This is a genomic window from Comamonas testosteroni ATCC 11996, from assembly GCF_000241525.1.
GTDB lineage: Bacteria > Pseudomonadota > Gammaproteobacteria > Burkholderiales > Burkholderiaceae_C > Comamonas > Comamonas testosteroni.
In genome coordinates this window covers 138,812-161,391 of the sequence record NZ_AHIL01000026.1, presented here as the reverse complement: position 1 = coordinate 161,391, position 22,580 = coordinate 138,812, and the positions used below count along the sequence as shown (strand labels likewise).

At 62.5% G+C, this 22,580-nt stretch carries 21 protein-coding genes and 1 pseudogene; 9 read left to right on the top strand and 13 right to left on the bottom strand.

What is annotated here, in order from left to right; all coding sequences use genetic code 11:
• Positions 1-33: 33 nt before the first annotated feature.
• The 5 genes from CTATCC11996_RS10375 to CTATCC11996_RS10355 form a co-directional block, all read right to left on the bottom strand.
• Complete coding sequence (locus CTATCC11996_RS10375; protein ID WP_034348699.1) at positions 34-930, bottom strand: LysR family transcriptional regulator; 897 nt, start codon at positions 928-930, stop codon at positions 34-36.
• Between the two features lie 944 nt (positions 931-1,874).
• Positions 1,875-3,038, bottom strand: coding sequence for an acyl-CoA dehydrogenase family protein (locus CTATCC11996_RS10370; protein WP_003075814.1), 1,164 nt, complete (start codon positions 3,036-3,038; stop codon positions 1,875-1,877).
• 82 nt (positions 3,039-3,120) lie between these two features.
• Positions 3,121-3,513 (bottom strand): cupin domain-containing protein, encoded by a 393-nt coding sequence (locus CTATCC11996_RS10365; protein ID WP_003075812.1) that lies wholly within the window; start codon positions 3,511-3,513, stop codon positions 3,121-3,123.
• Positions 3,498-4,784, bottom strand: coding sequence for a CaiB/BaiF CoA transferase family protein (locus CTATCC11996_RS10360; RefSeq protein ID WP_080569858.1), 1,287 nt, complete (start codon positions 4,782-4,784; stop codon positions 3,498-3,500). The genes CTATCC11996_RS10365 and CTATCC11996_RS10360 overlap by 16 nt, the downstream gene beginning before the upstream one ends.
• Before the next feature lies 1 nt (position 4,785).
• On the bottom strand, positions 4,786-5,772 hold the full coding sequence (locus CTATCC11996_RS10355) for a Bug family tripartite tricarboxylate transporter substrate binding protein (RefSeq protein ID WP_003075808.1): 987 nt from the start codon (positions 5,770-5,772) through the stop codon (positions 4,786-4,788).
• Between the two features lie 265 nt (positions 5,773-6,037).
• Between CTATCC11996_RS10355 and CTATCC11996_RS26015 the strand changes: the two are divergent.
• From CTATCC11996_RS26015 to CTATCC11996_RS10340, 3 genes and pseudogenes are all read left to right on the top strand, one after another.
• A pseudogene (locus CTATCC11996_RS26015) lies at positions 6,038-6,181 on the top strand (aldehyde dehydrogenase); the annotation flags it as partial.
• An 80-nt stretch (positions 6,182-6,261) separates the two neighbouring features.
• Complete coding sequence (locus CTATCC11996_RS10345; protein ID WP_003075804.1) at positions 6,262-6,708, top strand: hypothetical protein; 447 nt, start codon at positions 6,262-6,264, stop codon at positions 6,706-6,708.
• 169 nt (positions 6,709-6,877) lie between these two features.
• A complete protein-coding gene (locus CTATCC11996_RS10340; protein ID WP_003075803.1) occupies positions 6,878-7,213 on the top strand; it encodes a cupin domain-containing protein in 336 nt (111 codons plus the stop codon).
• A gap of 7 nt (positions 7,214-7,220) precedes the next feature.
• Here the strand turns inward: CTATCC11996_RS10340 and CTATCC11996_RS10335 are convergent, their stop codons facing one another.
• Positions 7,221-8,012: a hypothetical protein gene (locus tag CTATCC11996_RS10335; RefSeq protein WP_034348696.1), complete on the bottom strand. Its 792-nt coding sequence runs from the start codon at positions 8,010-8,012 to the stop codon at positions 7,221-7,223.
• A gap of 101 nt (positions 8,013-8,113) precedes the next feature.
• Complete coding sequence (locus CTATCC11996_RS10330; RefSeq protein ID WP_003075799.1) at positions 8,114-9,601, bottom strand: aminotransferase-like domain-containing protein; 1,488 nt, start codon at positions 9,599-9,601, stop codon at positions 8,114-8,116.
• Positions 9,602-9,735: 134 nt separating this feature from the next.
• On the opposite strand from CTATCC11996_RS10330, the gene CTATCC11996_RS10325 reads away from it, so the two are divergent.
• Positions 9,736-10,353, top strand: a complete 618-nt coding sequence (locus CTATCC11996_RS10325) for a LysE family translocator (protein WP_003075798.1) — start codon at positions 9,736-9,738, stop codon at positions 10,351-10,353.
• A 9-nt stretch (positions 10,354-10,362) separates the two neighbouring features.
• Positions 10,363-10,872, top strand: coding sequence for a GNAT family N-acetyltransferase (locus tag CTATCC11996_RS10320; RefSeq protein WP_003075796.1), 510 nt, complete (start codon positions 10,363-10,365; stop codon positions 10,870-10,872).
• Positions 10,873-10,924: 52 nt separating this feature from the next.
• Here CTATCC11996_RS10320 and mnmH read toward each other — a convergent pair whose 3' ends face one another.
• Both mnmH and CTATCC11996_RS10310 read right to left on the bottom strand, forming a co-directional pair.
• Positions 10,925-11,980, bottom strand: a complete 1,056-nt coding sequence (gene mnmH / locus CTATCC11996_RS10315) for a tRNA 2-selenouridine(34) synthase MnmH (protein ID WP_003075795.1) — start codon at positions 11,978-11,980, stop codon at positions 10,925-10,927.
• Positions 11,981-12,310: 330 nt separating this feature from the next.
• Entirely contained in the window at positions 12,311-12,853 is a 543-nt protein-coding gene (locus CTATCC11996_RS10310; RefSeq protein WP_034348693.1) for a retropepsin-like aspartic protease family protein, read from the bottom strand.
• A 145-nt stretch (positions 12,854-12,998) separates the two neighbouring features.
• On the opposite strand from CTATCC11996_RS10310, the gene CTATCC11996_RS10305 reads away from it, so the two are divergent.
• Positions 12,999-13,769 carry a DsbA family protein gene (locus CTATCC11996_RS10305; protein ID WP_003075791.1) on the top strand — a complete coding sequence of 257 codons (771 nt, stop codon included), beginning with the start codon at positions 12,999-13,001 and terminating at the stop codon, positions 13,767-13,769.
• A 179-nt stretch (positions 13,770-13,948) separates the two neighbouring features.
• Here the strand turns inward: CTATCC11996_RS10305 and CTATCC11996_RS10300 are convergent, their stop codons facing one another.
• Together CTATCC11996_RS10300 and icd are read right to left on the bottom strand one after the other, a co-directional pair.
• Positions 13,949-16,336, bottom strand: coding sequence for a membrane-bound PQQ-dependent dehydrogenase, glucose/quinate/shikimate family (locus tag CTATCC11996_RS10300; protein ID WP_003075789.1), 2,388 nt, complete (start codon positions 16,334-16,336; stop codon positions 13,949-13,951).
• A 204-nt stretch (positions 16,337-16,540) separates the two neighbouring features.
• Positions 16,541-17,803 (bottom strand): NADP-dependent isocitrate dehydrogenase, encoded by a 1,263-nt coding sequence (gene icd / locus CTATCC11996_RS10295; protein ID WP_003075787.1) that lies wholly within the window; start codon positions 17,801-17,803, stop codon positions 16,541-16,543.
• Positions 17,804-17,968: 165 nt separating this feature from the next.
• Here icd and CTATCC11996_RS10290 point away from each other — a divergent pair, with 165 nt between their 5' ends.
• The 3 genes from CTATCC11996_RS10290 (at position 17,969) to CTATCC11996_RS10280 (ending at position 19,532) form a co-directional block, all read left to right on the top strand.
• Positions 17,969-18,232: a hypothetical protein gene (locus CTATCC11996_RS10290; protein ID WP_233506415.1), complete on the top strand. Its 264-nt coding sequence runs from the start codon at positions 17,969-17,971 to the stop codon at positions 18,230-18,232.
• 214 nt (positions 18,233-18,446) lie between these two features.
• Positions 18,447-18,947 (top strand): DUF192 domain-containing protein, encoded by a 501-nt coding sequence (locus tag CTATCC11996_RS10285; RefSeq protein WP_003075785.1) that lies wholly within the window; start codon positions 18,447-18,449, stop codon positions 18,945-18,947.
• A 24-nt stretch (positions 18,948-18,971) separates the two neighbouring features.
• On the top strand, positions 18,972-19,532 hold the full coding sequence (locus CTATCC11996_RS10280) for a hypothetical protein (protein ID WP_003075783.1): 561 nt from the start codon (positions 18,972-18,974) through the stop codon (positions 19,530-19,532).
• Here the strand turns inward: CTATCC11996_RS10280 and CTATCC11996_RS10275 are convergent.
• Both CTATCC11996_RS10275 and CTATCC11996_RS10270 read right to left on the bottom strand, forming a co-directional pair.
• Positions 19,512-19,802: a CPCC family cysteine-rich protein gene (locus CTATCC11996_RS10275; RefSeq protein WP_003075781.1), complete on the bottom strand. Its 291-nt coding sequence runs from the start codon at positions 19,800-19,802 to the stop codon at positions 19,512-19,514. The genes CTATCC11996_RS10280 and CTATCC11996_RS10275 overlap by 21 nt on opposite strands.
• Before the next feature lie 190 nt (positions 19,803-19,992).
• Positions 19,993-22,224 carry an NADP-dependent isocitrate dehydrogenase gene (locus CTATCC11996_RS10270; RefSeq protein ID WP_003075779.1) on the bottom strand — a complete coding sequence of 744 codons (2,232 nt, stop codon included), beginning with the start codon at positions 22,222-22,224 and terminating at the stop codon, positions 19,993-19,995.
• Positions 22,225-22,580: the final 356 nt, after the last annotated feature.

Here is a 22,580-nt window from a genome sequence, read left to right as displayed (position 1 = left end):
CGGATTCCGGGGTTAGCGGACTCCATTCAAGAGTCATGGCTGCCCAGCTTCCACCAGGTTCTGCACGCTGGCAACAAAGGCCTCGAGCACGGCCGGCATGCCCTGTGGCCGCCAGGCCAGCACGGCTGGCGTAGTCACCCGGCTGCCGCGCAGCGCCGCAAAGTGCACGCCGTTCATGCCCACGGTCTGCATGCAGGCCGGCACCAGGGCCACGCCCTGCCCGGCCGAGACCAGTGCCATGACGGTCAGCCACTGGCGCGCGGCATGGCGAGTATGGGGATGGATGCCTGCCTGCTGCAGACAGGCGATGACGTTGTCGTAGTTGGCAGGAGCCACCTCGCGCGCAAACATGACAAAAGTGTCCTGGGCCAGTTCGCGCAGATCGATTTCGCCGCGCTGGGCCAGCGCATGCTCGCTGGGCAGGCAGCAGACAAAAGGCTCCTCGCCTATGGACAGCGTGCGTATATCGTCCTGAGGCGTGCCGATGTTGAGAAAGCCGCAGTCGATCTGCCCGCTGGCAATGGCCTGCAGCTGGTCACGCGTGGACATCTCGTGCAGGCATAGCTCGACCAGCGGGCGCTCGGCACGAAAGGCCCGGCAGAACCCTGGCACCTGCCGGTAGACCATGGACCCCGTAATGCCGATGTCCAGCCGCCCCTGCAAGCCCTGGGCCACGCCGCGCACCACCTCGGCCGCATGCTGCAGCTGGGCCAGCACCTTGCGAGCCTCGTGCAAAAAAGCCTCCCCTGCGGGCGTGAGTTTCACGTTCTTGGCGTCGCGCTCCATGAGTACCGTGCCCAGATCCTGCTCCAGTGTCTTGAGCGCCATGCTCAGCGGCGGCTGGGTGATGCACAGGCGCTGGGCGGCCCGGCCGAAGTGCAACTCCTCGGCCAGAACCACAAAGTAACGCAGCAAATGGGTTTTCATCATGTTTCGCTAAGTTTGGCCAAGACCATACCCCATGCAGCTGGAAGCCGAGATTTCGCCTCGGTGGGTCATGTGTCTCGCTCGCCATCTCCTGCAGTCGAGTAGCTGCAACAGAGAATTCAATTCAAATCAGCCTCTAGCCCTTTCACAGCATGCGCAAGCAGCTATCAAAAACAGTTATCAGATTTGTCGCCAGCGACAGAGGCCTTGCCGGCCACGCCGGGATTTCGCCCCGGCGGGCGACTCACTTTCTTGCTTGTGCAAGAAAGTAAGCAAAGAACACAGCCCTACCGTCCGCGTCCCTGCGCTTCGCTACGGGCAAACCTGCGTCACGCCATTCAGACTGCGGTGCCGCCCAACTCGCTGTGCGGCACGCCGCTTCGCTCAGACAGACGGCGGCAAGTCAGTTCACGATGCAACGCTGTCCTGCGGCAGCGTTGCCCGCATCCCGAACCGCGTGCCGCAGGCGCAGACACACGGGTAGATACGGGCGGCCTGCATGAGTTGCGACGAAGCCGGTTGTTGGTCTCGCCCCTTGTGCCAACGCTGCCCGCAGGCGAAGCCGCAGGGACGGGGGCAGCGGGGTCGCCTTCTTTTACCTACTTTTCTTGGCGAAGCAAGAAAAGCAGGTCGGCATGGCGGACCGAGACCCGCCGGGGGCGCCTAGCCCTCTGTCTAAAGATCCGGCATGTTGCCGAAGCAAAAATCCAAGCAAAATCACCCTCTAACCCAATTACAGCAAACGCAAGCAGCTATCAAAACAGCATGACTTGGTCGCGGGCGACAGAGGCCTTGCCGGCCACGCCGAGATTTCGCCGCGGCGGGCGACTCACTTTCTGTTGCCAGAAAGTAAGGCGGCTGGCGGGCCGAGACCCGCCCTCTGACCTTGGCGAAGAAAGGTCAATCAGGTCATTGACTCGACCCTCCATCCCCTGCACCTTGGCCCGTCAATACGACTTGGGCAAGCCCAGAACCTTCTCGGCAATAAAGCACATGATGAGCTGCGGGCTCACGGGTGCTAGGCGCGGAATCCACGACTCGCGCATATAGCGCTCCACATGGAATTCCTTGGCATAGCCCATGCCGCCGTGCGTGAAGATGGCGGTCTCGCAGGCCTTGGCGCAGGCTTCGGCAGCCAGGTACTTGGCGGCATTGGCCTCGGCACCGCATGGCAGGCCCTTGTCATAGAGAAAGGCGGCCTTCTGCACCATCAGGTGTGCGGCCTCCAGTCCCATCCAGGCCTGGGCCAGCGGGTGCTGCACGCCCTGGTTCTGGCCTATGGGCCGGTCGAAGACCACGCGTTCGTTCGCATACTGGGTGGCGCGCGCCAAGGCAGCACGGCCCAGGCCCACGGCTTCGGCCGCAATCAGAATGCGCTCGGGGTTGAGGCCGTGCAGGATATACGAAAAGCCCTTGCCCTCCTCGCCGATGCGGTCCTGCACCGGGATGCGCAGCCCGTCGATGAAGAGCTGGTTGGTGTCCACGCATTTGCGGCCCATCTTCTCGATCTCGGTCACGGCGATGCGGCTGCGGTCCAGGTCGGTATAGAACAGCGACAGGCCTTCGGTGCCCTGGCACTCTTCCACGGGCCTAGTGCGCGCCAGCAGCAATATCTTGTTGGCCACCTGGGCCGTGGAGATGAAGACCTTCTGCCCATGCACCACATAGACATCGCCTTCACGCACGGCACGGGTCTGCAGCTTGAGGGTGTTGAGCCCGGCATTGGGCTCGGTCACGCCGAAGCAGGCCTTGTCCCGGCCCGCGATCAGCGGCGGCAGCCAGCGCTGTCTTTGCTCGTCCGTGCCGAAGACCACGGCCGGGTGCAGACCGAAGATATTCATGTGCACGGCCGATGCGCCTGACAGGCCCGCCCCCGTGGCCGAGATGGTGTGCATCATCAGCGCCGCCTCGGTGATGCCCAGACCTGCGCCGCCGAACTCTTCGGGCATGGCAATGCCCAGCCAGCCGGCTTCGGCCAGGGCCTGGTGGAAGTCGTGCGGAAAGCCGCCGTCCCTGTCCTTCTTCAGCCAGTAGTCATCATCGAAAGGCGCGCAGGCCCGCTGCACGGCGTCCCGGATCTGTTCCTGCTCGGCGCTCCATAAAAAATCCATGGCGGCTTCTCTCTATCGGTTGAATCTCAATGAAATCTGCCTCAAACGCCCGTTCTACAAGCGCCATCAGCTATTGTTTTAATCAATCAGGCCGGCGCACGCGCGCCGGGTTCTCGCCATAGGGTGGGCTGTAGATGACCAGCAGACGCACGGGCGTGTCGCTGGTGACGCGAAACACATGCATGCAGTCCTCGGGGAAAAAGCAGGTATCGCCCGCCTGCATGGCAAAGCGCTCGGTCTGGCCCTGACTTTGCACCTCCACCTCGGCCGTGCCGTCCAGCAGATAGCAGGCCTGCTCCATGCCCGGGTGGGCATGCGGCAGCGCACCGCCGCCTTTTTCCAGCGTTCCGAGCACCACCTCCATGTGCTGGGCGCCGACATTGGCCTGGCTGACGAGGCGCCGGTTCACCGTGCCGTGGTGGTTGGCAGGGCTGTATCCCTGTACGTCCTGCTCGCGGATCAGATAGCGGGGCATATGTCTGTCTCTCCTTGGTCGTTGGATGAGGAAGCCTGCATGCAGGCACCGCTGGCCTGCAGTGCGGCGATCTGTGCCTCGCCCAGACCCGCTTCGCGCAGCACCTGCAGCGTGTGCTGGCCCAGCTGCGGCGCAGCGCTGGCCTGACGATCCGGGGGCGTTGCGCTCCACTGCGTGGGATTGGCCGTGGTGCGCAGCCGCCCCTCGCTGGGGTGCTCGATCTCGCGCACAAAGCCCGTGGCCGCATGGTGCGGATCGGCCAGCAGGTCCTCGGGCGAGGCCATGGGCATATTCGGCACGTCGGCCGCATCGAGCAGCGCACGCCACTCGGCCGTGCTGCGCTCGCGCATCAGGCTCGCCACCTCGGCATAGACGGCATCGATATTCGCTGCGCGCTGGCCGTGGGTGGCAAACATGGGTTCATGCATGCGCTCGCCCTGCCCTATGGCGTTGAAAAAGCTGTGCCAGTGCTTGTCGTTGTAGATCAGCACGCACAGATGGCCGTCGCTGGTGCGGTAGGGCTTGCGATGGCGTGTCAGCAGCCGCGCATAGCCGGCGTCGCCCAGCTGCGGCTCGAAGCTCAGCCCGGCCATGTGGTCGCCCAGGATGAACTGCGTCATGGCCTCGAACATGGGCACGACCACCGCCTGCCCCTGGCCGCTCTTCTCTCGCGCATACAGCGCAGCCGTGACCGCATAGACCGCATGCAGGCCCGTGACCCGGTCACCCAGCGTCATGGGCGCATAGGACGGCTCGCCGCCGCCGTATTGCTGGGCCAGCCAAGGCACGCCGGTCGCCCCCTGTATCAGGTCGTCGTAAGCCGGCTTGGCCGCATAGGGACCGGTCTGATCGAAGCCGCAGCAGCTCACATGGATCAGGTGCGGATGGCTTTGCTCCAGCGTCTGCCAGTCCAGTCCCAGCCGGGCCATGGCCTGGGACCGCACATTGCTGATGAAGACATCGGCATCGGCCAGCAGCAGCAGCAGCGCCTGGCGCGCGGCTGCCTGCTTGAGATCCAGCACCACGGAGCGCTTGCCCTGGTTGGCCTGCAGAAAAATGGGGCCCATGCCGGGATTGCGCATGGGGCCTACATGGCGCATGTTGTCGCCCTCGGGCGACTCCACCTTGATCACGTCAGCACCCAGAGCGGCCAGAATCTGCGTGGCAAACGGCCCCATGATCACCGAAGTCATGTCCACAATCCTGACGCCTGCCAAGGGTCCGGCTGAAGTACCCACAGCCTGACGGCTATCGCTGTGCATGCTCGTCATATCACTGCGCCTCGATGCCGGCCTGCTTGACCAGTTGCCCCCATTTGGCGAGCTGCTCCTTCACATAGAGCGCGAACTCGTCGGGCGTGGCCGTGGGCCAGACCTCGAAGCCGACCTGGGCCAGTTGCTCCTGCACGGCCTTGTCCTTGAGGATGAGCTGCAGCTCGCTATTGATGCGCTCGGCTATGGCCTTGGGCATGCCGGCCGGGCCGAAGATGCCGTTCCACGAAGTGATATCGAAGCCCGGCAGCGTCTTGCCGATGGCGGGCACATTGGGCAGCAGCTGCGACCCCTTGGCCGCCGTCACGGCCAGCGTGCGCACGCGCTCGGTCTTGAGCGTGCCCCAGGCCGAACCCAGGTCGGCCACATACATCTGGATCTGGTTGCCCATCACATCCGTCAATGCCTGCGGGCTGGACTTGTAGGGCACGCCGGTGATCTGCGTACCCGTGATGTATTTGAAGGTTTCCGAAGCCACCAGCGAGGTGCTGTTGGGCGTGCCGTAGGAGAGCTTGTCCGGATGCGACTTGGCATAGGCAATCAGCTCTGTCACAGTCTTTGCAGGCACCGAGGGATGGACCACCAGCGCAAACGGCAGCTCGCCCACGCGCGCCACAGGCGTGAAGTCCTTGATGGGGTCGTACTTGAGGCCCTTGACCAGCCATGGGTTGGCCGAATGCGAGGTGTTGGTGGTCATGAACAGCGTATAGCCGTCCGGCTTGGCCTTGACCACATGCGCGGCCGCAATCTGGGCATTGGCCCCGGCCCGGTTGTCCACCACCACGGGCTGCTTGAGCCGCTCGCCCAGCTTGTTGGCCACCACTCGGGCCACCGCATCGGTGCCGCTGCCCGCAGCAAACGGCACCACCAGCGTGATGGGGGCTGCGGGATAGCTCTCCTGAGCCAGCACCGTCCCCGCAAGGCCCATGCCCACGGCAGCTGCCAGGCCTGCTCTCGCACAGGCGCGCAGTAAGAATCGCTTGTTCATGCTTGTCTCCTTGTTCAGGCTGCGGCACCTGTAACCGGTGCCTGCTGTGCATGCTGAAGCGTTCAATCATTCAAGTCCAATTGTTTAAACCACATGAACGATTCGATTTCCGAATCCTTAGGTCCGGCTAGACATTCCCAGCCGCTGCGCCTGATGCGTCACCCCTCTGCACGGCGAAATGAGCTGGATTTGTACCTGCGCCCCCAGCCCTTTTGCCCTTGAGGTGGTGGCATCGGCCCGCGCTGGCAAGGCCCTGAGGCGTCGAATCGGCAGAGCTTTTGGCGGCGAAAAGGAGACCGGCTGCGACAGCGAGAGCGGCTCCGACGTCTGGAAGCAATACATTTGCCGCACGGGCAACGCCATCAACTACTCACGCGAGTTGGTGCTGGCACAAGGCATTCAGTTTGAGCAAATAGCTGGAGCGGATACGGCGTTTGAAGCGCCGCCCAATGGCAGACTGTCGCCTTGTTCCTCTGTATTCTTCTGACCATGGCCGAGCCTCTCAAGCACCCCGGCAGCGACATTGAGTTCCATGCCGACCCGTCTCTTTTGCTGGCGCCCTTCGATATCTATGATCGGGAAGAGTCTCTGGGTCGGGAACTCGCTACCTATGACCCCAATGATTCCCAGCAATTGCTGCGGCTGCTCGATCGCTATTTCTTTCCTTGCTGTGAGCAGGCCTCATGGAGCACTGCACATAAAGTGATGCTGACCCGGTCATTGCAAGCCGCCTTGCAATGCCTGCAATACGACTTTGCAGCCCCGCTGCAAGACAGCCATGACGACTGCTTCTACCTGCCCGCAACCTGGCAGATTCAGGCTCCTCGACAGTTCTTCCTGAACGCTTATTCGATCCTGCTGAAACGCTGGGCTGCAGAGTTCGCGACAGCGGGCTTCAGCCCCATGCCTGCCGAGAGTCTGCGGCACCTGGCATGACAGCTGTCAGTCGTACCCGGACCTCAGCGATACGCGCCAAACAGCGCTGATGAGCAACGAAATGAGGTGATAAGGCCTGATGCCCTACAGCGCTGTCACAAAACGGTGATTGAACTTGGGCCCCACTCGGGGGAGAATGCCTTATTACCGCTTTCGCTCAGGTGCTGTCATGGACCATATCCACTCCACGCCCACCCACCAAGCTCTGGATGTCGCTCCTTACGGAGCCAGGCTTTCAGCCGCTCACTCGAGCGTGCTCTTCAAGGCGGAAGATCTGGAAGTCATTCGCGTCGTGCTGCGCTCGGGCCAGTCGCTGCCGCCGCATCGCGTGCCTGGCAGCGTCAGCCTGCAATGCCTGGAGGGTCGACTCGAAGTTCTCATCGGCCAGACCGTGCATGAACTGGGGCCCAAGCAACTCATGCATCTGCCAGCCAATATGCCCCATGCCGTGCGTGCCATGGAAGACTCGTCCGCGATTGCCACCATCGTGCTCTGTGAGGTTTGAAGAACTTCTATCGAACAGGCAAAAACTGCATGAACGGGCCGGCAAGCAATCCCTGCGCATAGCCGATGACGGAGCGCCGGTAGCGCTCGGTGGTGTAATCCGCCACCAGATCCAGCCGGCCGATGATCTTGCCCATCTCGCGCTCGAAGCTCAGGTTACGCCCTTCTTCTGCTATCTGATTCGATAGCAGCAAGGGCTTTCCACCGGGCGCCTTGCGCGAGTTGAGAATCCAGTTGGCGATCTCCAGATTGCGCGCTGCATTGAAGACATGCTGCGGGTCCAGCCCATCGATCAGCGTGAAGCTGGTGCGCCCGCCATGCGCGGTGATCAGCATATCGGCTGCGGCATGAACAAAGGCCGCGACCCGGTCCCCCGCAAACTCGGGCTGCAAGGCCAGGGACAGCGCTGCCACATCGCGCTTGTCCTGCAGCTCATGCCAGGGCTGGCGCTCCATGACGGCAATGCGCACATAGGTCATGGCCGCTTCGCGGCTGGAGGCGGTCTTTTTCCATTCGGTGGGGTTGCGGCGGTAGAGCTTGTCCATGATGAGAAACAGGCTCTCCAGGTTCTCCTTCATGGCCAGCGTCGCCATGCGGTTGCTGTCGGACTGCAGCAGCTCGCGCGAGTGAAAGTCCTCACCCTTCACTTCGCCATGATTCGTGGGAGCGCTGGAACAAGCGGCCAGGGCGCACAGCACCAGCCCTGACAGCAGCCACCGCCCCATACGCGGGTGACCGCGCAGGGGATCGCGCGTGCAGTGGCCTGCGGCGGCAAGGGGCAAAGCTCGTGCTGCTGTCATGCTACAAACATAACAGCAGATGCTGCTGGGTCAGTCACGCCAGAGGCGCGCGATTGTTATCAATCGTGAACAAAGCCCGATCCCGCACACGGGTCAGGACTCTATTTGCGCAGTTGCCTGAGGATCTGCTCCAGCACCTTCCATGGCTCGGTCTGGTCGGCCATCGCCACGGGCACGCGCAGCTTGCTGCTGGTTGCCTGCTGCGGCGAGAACAGCAGACCCGGCGCAAGCAGCAGATTGCTCAGCGCCGCCTGACGCGCCAGCACCTCGGTGTCCACTCCGCAGTCCACCCAGGCAAAGGTGCCGGCCACGGGTTCGTACTCCGCATGGCAGCCCAGCGCTTCGAGCCTGCGCAGACAGCGCCCGCGCGCCCTGTCCACCCGCTCGCGCAGCCGGTCCACATGCTTGCGAAAGGATCCGTCGGCCAGAATATGGTGCACGATCTGCTCTGCCGGCAGCGAAGAGGTCAGGCCCGCCAGCAGCTTCATGTCGGTGAGCCGGTGCACATACTCGGGCTTGGTCGCGATATAGCCCACGCGCAGGCCGCCCGACAAGGTCTTGGAATAGCCCCCCACCAGAATCACGCGCTGCAATCTGTCCATGGCCGCCAGCCGCAGCGGCATGGCGCCCAGGAATTCGGAATAGGTGTCATCCTCGACCAGCAGGAAATCATGGCGCTCGGCAATGCGCAGCACCTCGTGGGCCACGCCGGCAGACAGACTCAGCCCCGTGGGGTTGTGCACCGCCGTGTTGAGGATGAAGAGCTTGGGTTTGTGGCTCTGTGCCAGCGATGCCAGGGCCGCCACATCGGGCCCGCCGGGCAGGCGCGGCACGCCGACGACGTTCACGCCCATGTATTTGAGTCGCCCGAAGATCAAAAACCAGGCCGGATCTTCGACCAGCACGGTATCGCCGGGCTTGAGAAAGCAGCGCACGACCAGATCCAGGCCATGGGTCACTCCGCCCACCGTCATGAGATTGGCCTCGGGATGGGCCGGCACCTCCTGGGCCTGCAGATTCGAGGCTATCTGCTGGCGCAGCGGCAGAAAGCCCTGGGGATGGCCATAGCTGAGAAAGCTCTGCTCGGCCCGCACATTGTTACGGGTGATGGCGCGCATGGCACCGGTGATCAGGCCCTGATCCATCCAGCTCGAAGGCAGGCAGCCCGCGCCCCCGGTGCCCGCGCTGTCGTCGCGAAAAATCCCGCGCAGCAGATAAGCGGTGTCGAAGTCTGCCGGCTGCGCCGAGGCGCCAGCCACCGCGGCAGGCTCCATCACGCGGCGCTGGGCCGCCACATAAAAACCGCTGCCGCGCCGCGACTGCAGCAGACCCTGGGCCGCCAGCTTGTCGTAGGCCTGGACCACGGTGTCGCGGCTGACACCGGCGTTTTCCGCCAGCGCCCGCACCGAAGGCAGGCGCACGCCCACACGCAGGCCATGGTTGCGGATCAGCCCGCCGAAATGCTCGACCAGCTGATCCACCAGTCCCACCGCACTGGAGCGCATGGGTTGCCAGCCCATGGATCCCGTCCCGGCCACGGGCAAGGCTGCCGGGGTCGTGGCTCCGCCGTCGATCTGTGGATCCAGCATGAAGTGCTTTCTCAAAGTGTCAGGTCAATTAGAGCAGGCCAGCTCATCAACTGGCCTGCAAAAGTGTACTGACAGTGTACTGATTCAAGCTTTTAGTATAGAGGCACAACGCTTATGCAGCCCCAAGGTTCGCCATGTCATTTCTGCCTGAATCCTCTGCCTTCATTCTGCCTCTGGCCATGTTTGCCTTTGTCAGCTCCGTCACGCCCGGCCCCAACAATGTGATGCTGACGGCCTCGGGGGCCACTTTCGGCTACCGCCGCAGCGTGCCGCATATGCTGGGCATCTGTCTGGGCGTGGTCCTCATGGTGCTGCTGATCGGCGCGGGCCTGGGCAAGCTGTTCGAGGCCGAGCCCCGCATCTACACCCTGCTCAAATATGTGGGCGCGGCCTATCTGATCTGGCTGGCATGGAAAATCGCCCGTGCCGGCGGCGTGGACCAGGGCCAGTCGGGCAGCCGCCCGTTCAGCTTCTGGCAGGCCGCCGCTTTCCAGTGGGTCAACCCCAAGGCCTGGATCATGGCCGTGGGCGTGGTCGCGACCTACACGCCGCGCGAAGGTTTTTTCGTCAACCTGGTGCTGTCGGCCCTGGTGCTGGGCCTGGTCAACTATCCCAGCATCAGCGTCTGGACCCTGTTCGGCAGCACCGTGGGGCGCGCACTGCGCACTCCACAGGCACTGCGCATGTTCAACGGCGTGATGGCCGGTCTGCTGCTGCTGTCGCTGGTGCCCATTTTTGCCGAGCATGTCTAAACTCGGTCCATGCAATATGACATACGCCAGCTGAACGAGTCCGACCTTTGCAACTATCGCGCCCTGCGCCTGCAGGCCCTGACCGAATGCCCCGCCGCCTTCGGTGCCACGCCCGCAACCGAGCAGGCACTCGGCGATACGCAGCTGCTGAGCCGCTTCAGCGGCGCCCAGGGTCAGGCCATGTGGGGAGGCTTTGACGCAGACGGCAGACTCTTCGCCACCCTGGGCCTGTATCGCGATCAGGGAGAGAAGACCGCGCACAAAGGCCATCTCTTTGCCATGTATGTGGCTGCACCGGCCCGAGGCCAGGGCCTGGCCTGCCGCCTGCTGAAGACTGCTGTTGCGCACGGCAGAGCGCTGAACTTGCGACAGCTGATGCTGGGCTGCAACGCCGGCAACGGCAACGCACTACGCTTGTATGAGCAGGCAGGCTTTCGCGAATATGGGCTGGAGCCTGCGGCCCTGTATGTGGACGGCGAGTATTTCGACGAGGTGCTGATGGTGATGAAGCTGGACTAGTCCACACCGCATCGGCCCATTTCAGCTGGCAGGTTTGCACAAGCGGCTTGGCTCAGCGCGCCTGCATCGCAATGATCTGCTGCGCCAGGCCAGCAATGGCCTCGTCCGAGAGCTGGTCTGTCTCCAGAATCTGGCGCCGGGGCCATTGCTCGAAGTGATTCGACTGGGAGCGCTCGTAGTGCGGGTCGTAGTGGCGCGCCATCAGCTCCTCGAACAGCGCAGGCAGCTCCCCTTCCCGCGCCCATTGCTGCCAGCGGCTCACGGTCTCCTTGCCCTGCAGCTCCTTGAGCCAGCCCAGCTTGGTGGCCAGCACTTCGGGATCGTCGCCCAGGTAGGCATAGTCGCGCAGCAGATAGGAAAGGCGTGCGGCCTCTGTTGCACGCACCTCGATGACCGCAGCCTTGTGCAGATGCTGCACCAGTACCAGCGGCAGGCCGACGCGGCCGATCTTGGCGCTCTCTCCTTCCAGATAGACGGGACGCGAAAGATCGAAGCTCTCCAGCTGCTCGGCAATCAGGGTCTCGAAACGTTTCTGGCTGGGTTGCTCGATGCCGGGCAGGCCGCCCAGCAAGGAGCCCTTGTGGCTGGCATAGCCCTCCAGGTCGAGCACCTGCTCGCCTCTTTGGGCCAGCGCATGCAGCACGCGGGTCTTGGCCGAGCCGGTGGCGCCGCACAGCACGCGCATCTGCAGCTGCGGCACCAGGCTTTCAAGCTGCGCAATCACATGACCGCGAAACGCCTTGTAGCCACCGGCCAGTTGCTGTGCATCCCAACCGACCAGACGCAGCCAGGTCACCATGGAGCCGCTGCGCAAGCCGCCGCGCCAGCAATAGACCAGGGGCTTCCAGTTGGCAGGCTTGTCGGCAAAGGTTTCGCGCAGATGGCGTGCCAGATTGGCCGACACATAGGCCGCCCCCAGACGCTTGGCCTCAAAAGGGCTGACCTGCTTGTAGATGGTGCCGATCTCGGCACGCTCGGCATTGCTCAGCACGGGGCAGTTGATGGAGCCCGGAATATGGTCGAGCTCGAACTCGGCGGGCGAGCGGGCATCGATCAAGGCATCGAACTGGTGGCGTTCAGGAACGCGAACGGGCTGGCGGTGGGACACGGCAGACTATCCATGGCTGCGCCTGGCGGCCTGCATGGCCGCCGGGCAAATGGCGTGTGCTCGGGCGTGAAGCGGCAATCGCGATGAGGCTGCGATTCGACTTGAGGCTCGGCAACATGAAAAACCTGCCGCCTCATCCAACGATGGAGCCCGGCAGGCCACGAAGCATGGGCGTGGATCGAGCCTCGATACGCACAACGGCTGCGGCAAGCTTGCCCGCAGCGGTCATTCCCTGTGTGCTGCATTTTCGCAGATGTGGCGGACTGCTTCAGCGCCGGCAGCCAAAACCCGGCACACCCGGGCCGAGACCGAATCAGGCTCTGGCGCTACTCACTTGCGCGGGCGCAGCAGCATTTCGTCGCCGCTCATCTGCACATCGAAAAAGCGCAGAAAGTTCTGGCCCAGCAAGGCGTCTTCGCTGTCGTCGCCCGTATAGCCCGTGCCCACGCGCACATCGCGCACACGCAGGCTGGCGATGCGGACCTCGTCGGCCGTGACGATGCGGCCGTCACGTTCGCCGTTGGCCGTGCGAAAACGTACTTTCTCGCCGCCTTCCAGCCCGGCACGCTCGGCCAGCGCATCGGTCACACTGACCGAGGTGGCCCCGGTATCGACTAAAAAGGTGACGGGCTGATCGTTGACATAGCCCTTGACGCGGAAGTGCCCGTCCATGCCGCGCTCTATGCGCAGCGTGCCATCGGCCAGGACCTTGGCCTGGGCCGGCTTGAGGAAATGCTGCATGGCCAGATACATCGCGGCCATGACCACCAGCCAGAACAGCAGAAACAGCATGGTGCTGCGCCGTGCCACGGATTGCGGGGAAGGCTCGGACTCTGGCGAGGACTGGGGCGGCGGCGTGACATTCAGGCGCATGGGCAGGCAAACAAGCTGAGGACAATGCAGCCATTTTGCCAAGACCGGCGCCAAGGTCATACCCGGCCATTACGGCGCCAGCGCCACTACCGCGCTTACATTGAAGCTTGTTTGCAAATCTATCGGCCTGCAAGGCCGCCCAACCATGAACACATCCAAGCTGCCCGCCCTGGTGCTGCACTATATTTTCGATCCCCTGTGCGGCTGGTGCTATGCCGCCGCGCCGCTGGTCAAGGCCGCGCGCGAGGTGCCCGGCATCGAGGTTCAATGGCATGCCGGCGGCATGCTGACCGGAGCCCACACGCGCACCATCACTGCGGACTGGCGTGACAAGGTCATGCCCAGCGACCAGCGCATTGCCGAGATGACGGGCCAGCCCTTTGGCGATGCCTATCTCAACGGCCTGCTCAATGACATTGGCGCGCCGCTGGACTCCGAGCCCCCGACCACGGCCCTGCTGGCCGCCGAAGCGCTGGCCGGCAAGGGTCTGGAGATGCTGGCTGCCGAGCAGAAAGCCCATTACGTGGAGGGCCGCCGCATCAGCGAGCCCGCCGTGCTGCGCGAGCTGGCGGCCGGCATCGGTCTGGACAGCGCGGCCTATGACGCGGCCTACGCCGAGCAAAGCGGCGCGGCCACGCAAAAGCATATCGCCGAAAGCCGCGAATGGCTGGGCATGGTGCAGGGCCAGGGCTTCCCTACCCTGGCGCTGGAGTTCGACCACCCCGAGCAGACCGGCCAGCGCGCCGTGCAGCGCATCGAGATCGGCGAATGGCTGGGCGATGTCGACGGCTGGAAGCGGCAACTGGCCGCCTGGGCCGAGCAGATTGCCGAGCTCAATCAGCAGCAGGCTGGCGACACCGACACCAGTGGCGATCCCAGTTGCGGCCCCGACGGCTGCGAGCTGCCACCGCGCTGAGCGGCATGGTTTGCGCTGTAGCCACTCTCTTATTCATAGCTTATAGCGCTTGATATTCAAAGAACTCAGACATTATTCAATCTGAGTTTCTTATCTATCAAGCGCAAGCAGCTATCCTTTCTGCATCCTTCTACCGGCGGCTGCGCACCCTGTCGCTCTTGCCTTCGCTCTTGCCTTCGCTATTGCGGCAGGGCATAGGCGATCACATAGTCGCCGCGCCTGGGCGACTGGCGTGCGCCGCCTGCGGTGATCACCACATACTGCCTGCCGGTTCTGGGCGAGACATAGCTCATGGGCCCGCCCTGGCTGCCCACGGGAAGGCGCGAGCGCCAGATCTCCTTGCCGTTGGCGCTGTCGAAGGCGCGCAGATAGAAGTCCTGCGTGCCCGCGAAGAACACCAGCCCCGACTTCGTGACCATGGAAGGCCCCAGCGTGGGCATGCCGATGGGAATTGGCAGCCACATGGGAATGCCCAGAGGACCTGTGTCACGCACCGTGCCCACGGGTACCTGCCATTTGATCTGGCGCGATTTCAGATCCACGGCCGTCATGGAGCCAAAGGGCGGCTTCTGACAGGGAATGCCCAGCGGCGACAGAAAGCGCTGACGCATGGCGCCAAACGGCGTGCCCTCCTGGGGCACGGCCCCCATCTCGATGCCGCTGGCGCCGGGCTTCATATCGGCGCGCGCAATCATGTAGTTCGCCAGACCCAGACGCATATCGTTGACGAACATGGTCTGGGTGATCGGGTCTATGGAGACGCTGCCCCAGTTCATGCCGCCCAGCGAGCCCGGAAACTGCAGCGTCGGCCCCATGCCCGGCGGCGTGAACACGCCTTGATGCTGCATGTCCTTGAAGGCTATGCGGCACAGCAGCTGATCGAAGGGCGTGGCCCCCCACATATCGGACTCCTTCAGGGTCTGGTTGCCGATATTGGGCATGCCCGTGGAATGCGGCTGGGTCGGCGCATAGCGCTCGCCGGGCACATGGCCTTGCGGCACGGGCAACTCCTGCACCTCTGCCAGGGGCTCGCCACTCTCGCGGTTGAGCATGAAGATCATGCCCTGCTTGGTCACCTGCAGCAGCGCGGGGTCCACCCCGCCCTGGGCGTTGGTTACATCGACCAGAGCGGGCTGGGACGGAATGTCGAAGTCCCACAGATCGTGGTGCACGGTCTGGTAGAGCCAGCGCGGCTTGCCGGTCCTGATGTCCATGGCCACGATGGCGGAGCTGTTCTTCTCCATCTCCGCAGTGCGCTGGGCCGCATAGAAGTCCGGCGTCGCATTGCCCGTGCCCAGATAGGCCAGACCCAGTCTGGCGTCATAGGACATGCCGCCCCAGACATTGGGCGAGTTGCGCGTATAGGTCTGCCCCTGCGGCGGCTGCCCGGTGATGTCTGCATTGCCCGGGTCCCAGGCCCAGACCAGCTTACCGCTGTGCACATCAAAGGCGCGCACCACGCCCGAGGGCTCGTCGGTCGAGAAATTGTCGGCCACGCGGCCGCCCACGATCACCAGGTTCTCGGCCACCAGCGGCGCCGAGGTCTGCTGATACCAGCCCTGCTTGACCTCGCCCATGCCCTCGGTCAGATCCACCACACCGTCCTTGCCGAAGTCGGTGCATGGCTTGCCCGAATCGGGGTCCAGCGCAATCAGGCGCGCATCGATGGTGGGCAGAAACAGACGACGCCTGCAGCCTGATACTGCATCTCCGGGCTTGCCGAGGGCGCCCGAGGCCTTGATTGCGGCCTCGTTGCCATCGAAGTAACCCAGACCTCTGCAGCGCTGCCAGTTGGGCGACTTGGCCTCGGGGTCGAATTTCCATTTCTCCTCGCCCGTATCCACATCCAGCGCCAGCACCTTGCCATAGGCCGTGCAGACATACAGGCGGTCTCCGATCTGCTGCGGCGTGTTCTGGTCTTCGGCGCCCGAGCCCGTGCTTTGCGGAACATCGCCGGTGCGTGCCGTCCAGGCCACGGCCAGCTTGTCGACATTGTTTCGGCTGATCTGCTCGAGGGCCGCAAAACGCTGGCCTGCGGGACCCTGCCCCCAATCCGTCCAATCCGAAGGCTTGAGCTCCATGGAGCCGACCGAAGGCACCTCGGTGACCTCGGGGGCAATCACGCCCTTGGGCGAGAAGGCACTGACGGCTGTTGCGACGATGCCCAGGCCCAGCACCACTACCGACACTGCGGCGCCCAGACGGCCATAGTCGTTCATGACCAGCTTGCCCGCCTCAAGCTGTGCGTAGCCCAGGGCCACCAGCAGACCCAGCACGGCAAACACCATCAGGCGCGAAACCAGCGGCCAGAACTCCCAGCCCGCATCCCACCAGGCCCAGACCAGGGTCAGCACAAAGGCCAGCGCATAGAGATGGGCGCCAGCCCTGCGCCGCGCAAGCAGCAATGCCGCCGATGCCAGCAGCGCCAGCCCCATCAGCACAAAGTACCAGCTGCCTCCCTTGCCCAGCAGCACACCACCGCCTATGGTCATGTACAGACCCATCAGCAGCATCAGCAACGCCACTGCAAGCCAGTACCAGCGCCCGTCATTGGATGAAGGAGCCATAGCCTCACCTGAAATTAATTGCCATTTGTGTATTGCACGCTTTAACGCCGATACACATCGACATACTTTCGAGGGTTTGCACGCCAGCCTCAGGACTACAAGCGCCAGGTCAGGGGCACAGAAAAAAGCCGCACCGTGGAGACGGTGCGGCCGCTGAGATGGCAGTTCCGGCAACTCCTGCAATTGCCGACCAGGCAGCGCAGCTCAGTCCATCATCGAGATCACCACATCCCCGAAGCCCGAGCAGGAAACCTGAGTCGCTCCGTCCATCAGGCGGGCAAAGTCGTAGGTCACATGCTTGCTCTGGATGGCTTTTTCCAGCGACTCGACGATCAGGTCTGCAGCCTCGCGCCAGCCCATGTGGCGCAGCATCATCTCGGCGCACAGAATCATGGAGCCAGGGTTCACATAGTCCTTGCCTGCATAGCGCGGCGCCGTGCCGTGGGTGGCTTCGAAGCAGGCAATGCTCTCCGACAGATTGGCGCCGGGAGCAATGCCGATCCCGCCCACCTGCGCAGCCAGCGCATCCGAGATGTAGTCGCCGTTGAGGTTGAGCGTGGCCACCACCGAATATTCGGCCGGGCGCATCAGAATCTGCTGCAAGAAGGCATCAGTGATCGAGTCCTTGATGATGATGTCCTTGCCCGTCTTCGGGTGCTTGATGCGGCACCATGGGCCGCCGTCGATCAGCTCGGCCCCGAACTCGCGCTGCGCCAGCGCGTAGCCCCAGTCACGGAAGGCGCCTTCCGTGTACTTCATGATGTTGCCCTTGTGAACCAGGGTCACGCTGGGCTTGTTGTTGTCGATGGCGTACTGGATGGCCTTGCGCACCAGGCGCTCCGTGCCCTCGCGCGAGACGGGCTTGATGCCGATGCCCGAGGTTTCGGGAAAGCGGATCTTGTTGGCGCCCATTTCCTTGGCCAGGAAGTCGATGAGCTTTTTCGCCTTCTCGCTGCCGGCCGCGTATTCGATGCCCGCGTAGATGTCCTCCGAGTTCTCGCGGAAGATCACCATATTTGTCTTCTCGGGCTCCTTGAGCGGCGAAGGCACGCCCTTGAAGTACTGCACGGGACGCAGGCAGACATACAGGTCCAGTTCCTGGCGCAGTGCCACGTTCAGCGAGCGGATGCCGCCGCCCACGGGCGTGGTCAGCGGACCCTTGATGGACACCGCATAGTCACGCACGGCAGCCACGGTCTCCTCGGGCAGCCAGACATCGGGGCCGTAGATGCGCGTGGCCTTCTCACCCGCGTACACCTCCATCCAGGCAATCTTGCGCTGGCTGCCGTAGACCTTGGCCACGGCAGCGTCAGCCACCTTGCGCATCACCGGCGTCACATCGACACCGACACCATCGCCCTCAATGAAGGGAATGATGGGTTGGCTCGGAACATTCAGCGTCTTGTCCGCGTTGACGCTGATCTTCTCCCCCTGCGGCGGAACCTGGATGTGCTGGGACGTGCTCATGTTGTGGAATCTCCTAGTCTTGAATACTGCGCGGTGGCGCACCTTTTTGGTGCTAATTCATTGCCCCCGATTTTGGCACCTTGCTCTAAGCAAATTTTAAGAAATACAGCATAAAAACCTGTCAACGGCGGCACAGATCTGCCGTTGAGAGGGCGTGGGGGACAGATGGGCTGCTCCTCACTTCAATCTGAAACCTGGCATTGCCGCATCTTTAGGAAATTGGCATATATGAAAAAACTACTCGCTGTCCTGATTGCTGGTTCGTTCGCTGCTGGTGCTTTTGCCCAAGCCGCCGCGCCGGCGCAGCCTGCCACCCCCGCCACACCTGCCGCAGCAGCAGCGGCACCCACCGTCAAGCATATGAAGGCAAAACCTGCCAAAAAGCATCATATGCAGCACAGCAGCAAAAAGATGCACAAGCCAGCCTGATCGCGCGCTGAAAGCGGGTGAGGCGATACCGGCACTCCAAGCCTCTGTACGCCGGACCTGACTCACGCCCAAGCCTGCCGAACGGAAAGTTCTGCAGGCTTTGCATTTTGCAGGCCGGCTCCGACCGCCTATTTGCGACAGCAATTTGCACCGCAACCCACGCGGATTGCTATAGGCTTGTGACTTCCGACTTCCTGTTTGGCATGCAAGGCTCATGAAGAACCTCCCCACCAAGACAATCCCCAAATCCGGCTGGCGCGCTGCGCTGCTGACCCTGGCCTGTACCGCCCTGCTGGGCCTGTTCGGCAACCCGGCCATGGCCCGCGACGAAGGTCAGCCGCAGACGAATCTGCGCCGCATCGACCTGACGGCCGGCATGTACCGCATCGACACCCAACTGGCCATGACGCCGCAGCAGCGCGAGATCGGTCTCATGTTCCGCAAAGAGATGCCGCAGCAGGAAGGCATGCTCTTTGTCTTCGAAGTACCCGGCGTGCAGTGCTTCTGGATGCGCAACACCATCCTGCCGCTGACCGCGGCCTTTGTGGCCGATGACGGCACCATCGTCAATCTGGCCGACATGAAACCCATGAGCGAGGACTCCCACTGTTCGGCCAAGCCCGTGCGCTATGTGCTGGAGATGAACCAGGGCTGGTTTGCCAAGCGCGGGATCAAGGCCGGCACCAAGCTGGGCGGTGCGCCCTTCAATCGCTAAGCGCCGCCAGAGTCAGCATCCTTCATGCTCTACCGGCCCCAGTTTCCGCAAGCGCTGAGCGATACCGCCGCTGCGCTGCTGCAGAAACTGGGCAAGTCGCAGGCATTCGAGCCCTACCCCGGCTTCACGACAAGCATCAATGGCGAATTGCTGCATGCACCCTACCGCGTGTACTACGACGAACGCGCGCTGCAGCAATGCATTCAAGAAAGCAGCGGCGCTGCACAGCAACTGGCCCTGTGCCTGGGCAGCCGCCACGCCAACGGCCATGTGCGCGAAACCTGTCTGCGCCAGTTGCTGGAGCACGACTGCACCTGGGTGCGGCCGTTTGTGGTGCGCGCGGCTGGCGAGTATGTGCTGGAAATTGCCGAGCATCTGACAGCCCAGACCCATAGGCTATCGCCACACAGCTACGGGCGTTTTGCTGCCGAAAACCCCGAGTTTGTGACTGCCTGCAAGCAGCAGGCTGCCAGTTACTGGAACTGCTACCACCGCCAACGCTATCCGCTGCTGCGTCAGCACCCAGGCATACGATTTCTGCGCTGGGTTGACGATGCACGGCAATCACTGCCCCACGCGGATTGATGCCACCTTGTTCAGAACGCGCGGTCCATGCCGATAGTGGTTGCGCGCTGCCGGTGGGAGCACGCTTTTGAGCATTCGGTAATCGCAGGCACCAAAGTACTGAAAGTTGCGCCGACCTTCGCGCAGCGTCATATGGTTGGGGCCGGAGTATTCATCCGGGCAGTCCACATCCCAGCCACTGTCTTCCCAGAAGCAGACGCTGCAGATGCTGTACTCGCCACGGTCATCCAGCGAGAAATAGTCGCAGCAAGGACACTGATACAGCGGCATGGAGCGCCTTTCATAAATTCGGATCAAATCAAGCTGCAGTGCTTATACATCATGCACAGGCAGCTTCTACTTATATAGCAACTACTGAGGCCGGACACAAAAAAGCCGGTGACCTTTTCAGGTCCACCGGCTTTTTATGGGGCACTGCCTGCACGCAGGCGGGGCTACCCGCGCTGCGAAGCAAGCTGGCTTACACCGACGCGATGGCGGCGTTGAAGGTGGCGCTGGGGCGCATCACTGCGTCCAGCTTGGCCACGTCGGGCATGTAGTAGCCACCGATATCGGCAGCCTTGCCTTGCACTTCCTTCATCTCGGCCACGATCTTGGCTTCGTTCTCGGTCAGGCTCTTGGCCAGAGGTGCGAACTTGGCCGCCAGTGCTGCATCTTCGGTCTGAGCAGCCAGAGCCTGGGCCCAGTACAGAGCGATGTAGAACTGCGAACCACGGTTGTCCAGCTCGCCGGTGCGGCGCGAAGGCGACTTGTCTTCGTCCAGCAGCTTGCCGGTGGCTTCGTCCAGAGTCTTGGCCAGCAGCTTGGCGCGGGCATTGTTTTCCTTGATGCCCAGGTCTTCGAACGAGACGGCCAGGGCCAGGAATTCACCCAGCGAGTCCCAGCGCAGGTGGTTTTCTTCCACCAGCTGCTGCACATGCTTGGGAGCGGAGCCACCAGCACCGGTTTCGTACATGCCGCCACCGGCCATCAGAGGCACGATGGACAGCATCTTGGCCGAGGTGCCCAGCTCCAGAATCGGGAACAGGTCAGTCAGATAGTCACGCAGAATATTGCCGGTCACCGAGATGGTGTCCAGACCGCGGGCCACGCGCTCCAGCGTGTAGCGCATGGCGCGCACTTGCGAGAGGATGTGGATTTCCAGGCCGTTGGTGTCGTATTCCTTCAAGTAGGTCTGCACCTTCTTGATCAGCTCGGCTTCGTGGGGACGATAGGGGTCCAGCCAGAACACGGCAGGCATGCCGGAGTTGCGGGCACGGGTCACCGCCAGCTTCACCCAGTCACGGATAGGAGCATCCTTGACCTGGCACATGCGCCAGATGTCGCCAGCTTCCACGTTCTGGCTCAGCAGCACTTCGCCGGTGGCGATGTCCACGATGTTGGCCACGCCGTCTTCGGCGATCTCAAACGTCTTGTCGTGCGAGCCGTACTCTTCGGCCTTTTGCGCCATCAGACCCACGTTGGGCACGGTGCCCATGGTCTTGGGATCGAAGTTGCCGTGCCACTTGCAGAAGTTGATCACTTCCTGGTAGATGCGGGCAAAGGTGGACTCAGGCATCACGGCCTTGCAGTCGTAAGGCTTGCCGTCAGCGGCCCACATCTTGCCGCCCACGCGGATCATGGCAGGCATGGAAGCATCCACGATCACGTCGTTGGGCGAGTGGAAGTTGGTGATGCCCTTGGCGGAATCGACCATGGCCAGGCGCGGACGGTGCTCCTGGCACTTGTGCAGGTCACGGATGATTTCTTCGCGCTGCGAAGCAGGCAGGGTCTCAATCTTCTCGTACAGATTGGCCATGCCGTTGTTCACGTTCACGCCCAGCTGATCAAACAGCTTGCCGTGCTTTTCGAAGGCTTCCTTGTAGAAGATCTTCACGCAGTGACCGAACACGATGGGGTGGGACACCTTCATCATGGTGGCCTTCACGTGCAGCGAGAACAGGATGCCCGACTCGCGGCAGTCTTCGATTTCCTTTTCATAGAAAGCGCACAAGGCCTTCTTGCTCATGAACATGGAATCGATCACTTCTGCAGCCTGCAGCTTGACCTTGTCCTTCAGAACGATGCTGTTGCCGGACTTGGTCTCCAGCACCATCTTCACTTCGCGGGCCTTGTCCAGCGTCATGGACTTTTCGCCGTGGTAGAAGTCGCCCTCTTCCATGTGCGACACATGGGTCTGCGACCACTGCTTCCACTCACCCATGGAATGGGGGTGCTTCTTGGCGTAGTTCTTGACCGCAGCAGGCGCGCGGCGATCCGAGTTGCCTTCGCGCAGCACGGGGTTCACGGCAGAGCCGATGCACCTGTTGAAGCGTGCCTTGATGTCCTTTTCGGCATCGGTCGTGGCGGTTTCAGGATAGTCGGGGATGGCGTAGCCCTTGCCCTGCAATTCCTTGATCGCTTCTTGCAGCTGGCCCACGGATGCGGAGATATTGGGCAGCTTGATGATGTTGGCTTCAGGCGTCAGCGTCAGCTTGCCCAGTTCAGCCAGATTGTTCGGAGCGCGTTGGGCTTCGGTCAAAAAGTCGGGGAACTCGCCCAAGATACGGCCTGCCAGCGAGATATCGCTGGTCTCCACATTGATGCCGGCCGGTGCTGCGAAAGCACGGATCACGGGCAGGAATGCGCTGGTTGCCAGGCGGGGAGCCTCGTCAGTCAAGGTGTAGATGATGGTGGGTTGCTGCGTACTCATCTCTTGTCTCAGGTTGTGAAAAAAGGGGGGAAGGTGCCTTGGGCCTGCATCCCGGGCTTGCGCAATGGGGCCTGACACAGCGGGACGACACTTTCTTGATGCAATGCGTTCCCACAATACAAAATTCTACGCGCAACCAGGCCGATTTTTTCAAGTCTTGTACAAGACTCAAGGATTTAGCTCAACTTTCGCAAGGTGTTTTCATAGGGGAACAGGCTTTTTTCCCTGGTTGTCTGCCATGTAAAAATGTCGCACTGAGGCATTCATTTAGAGACCACCACCGCCATGCAAGTTGCGTTTGAGAGTTGCGTTGCGCGGCCTTTGGCACAAAGTAGCACAGGCTTTGGCACCAAGGC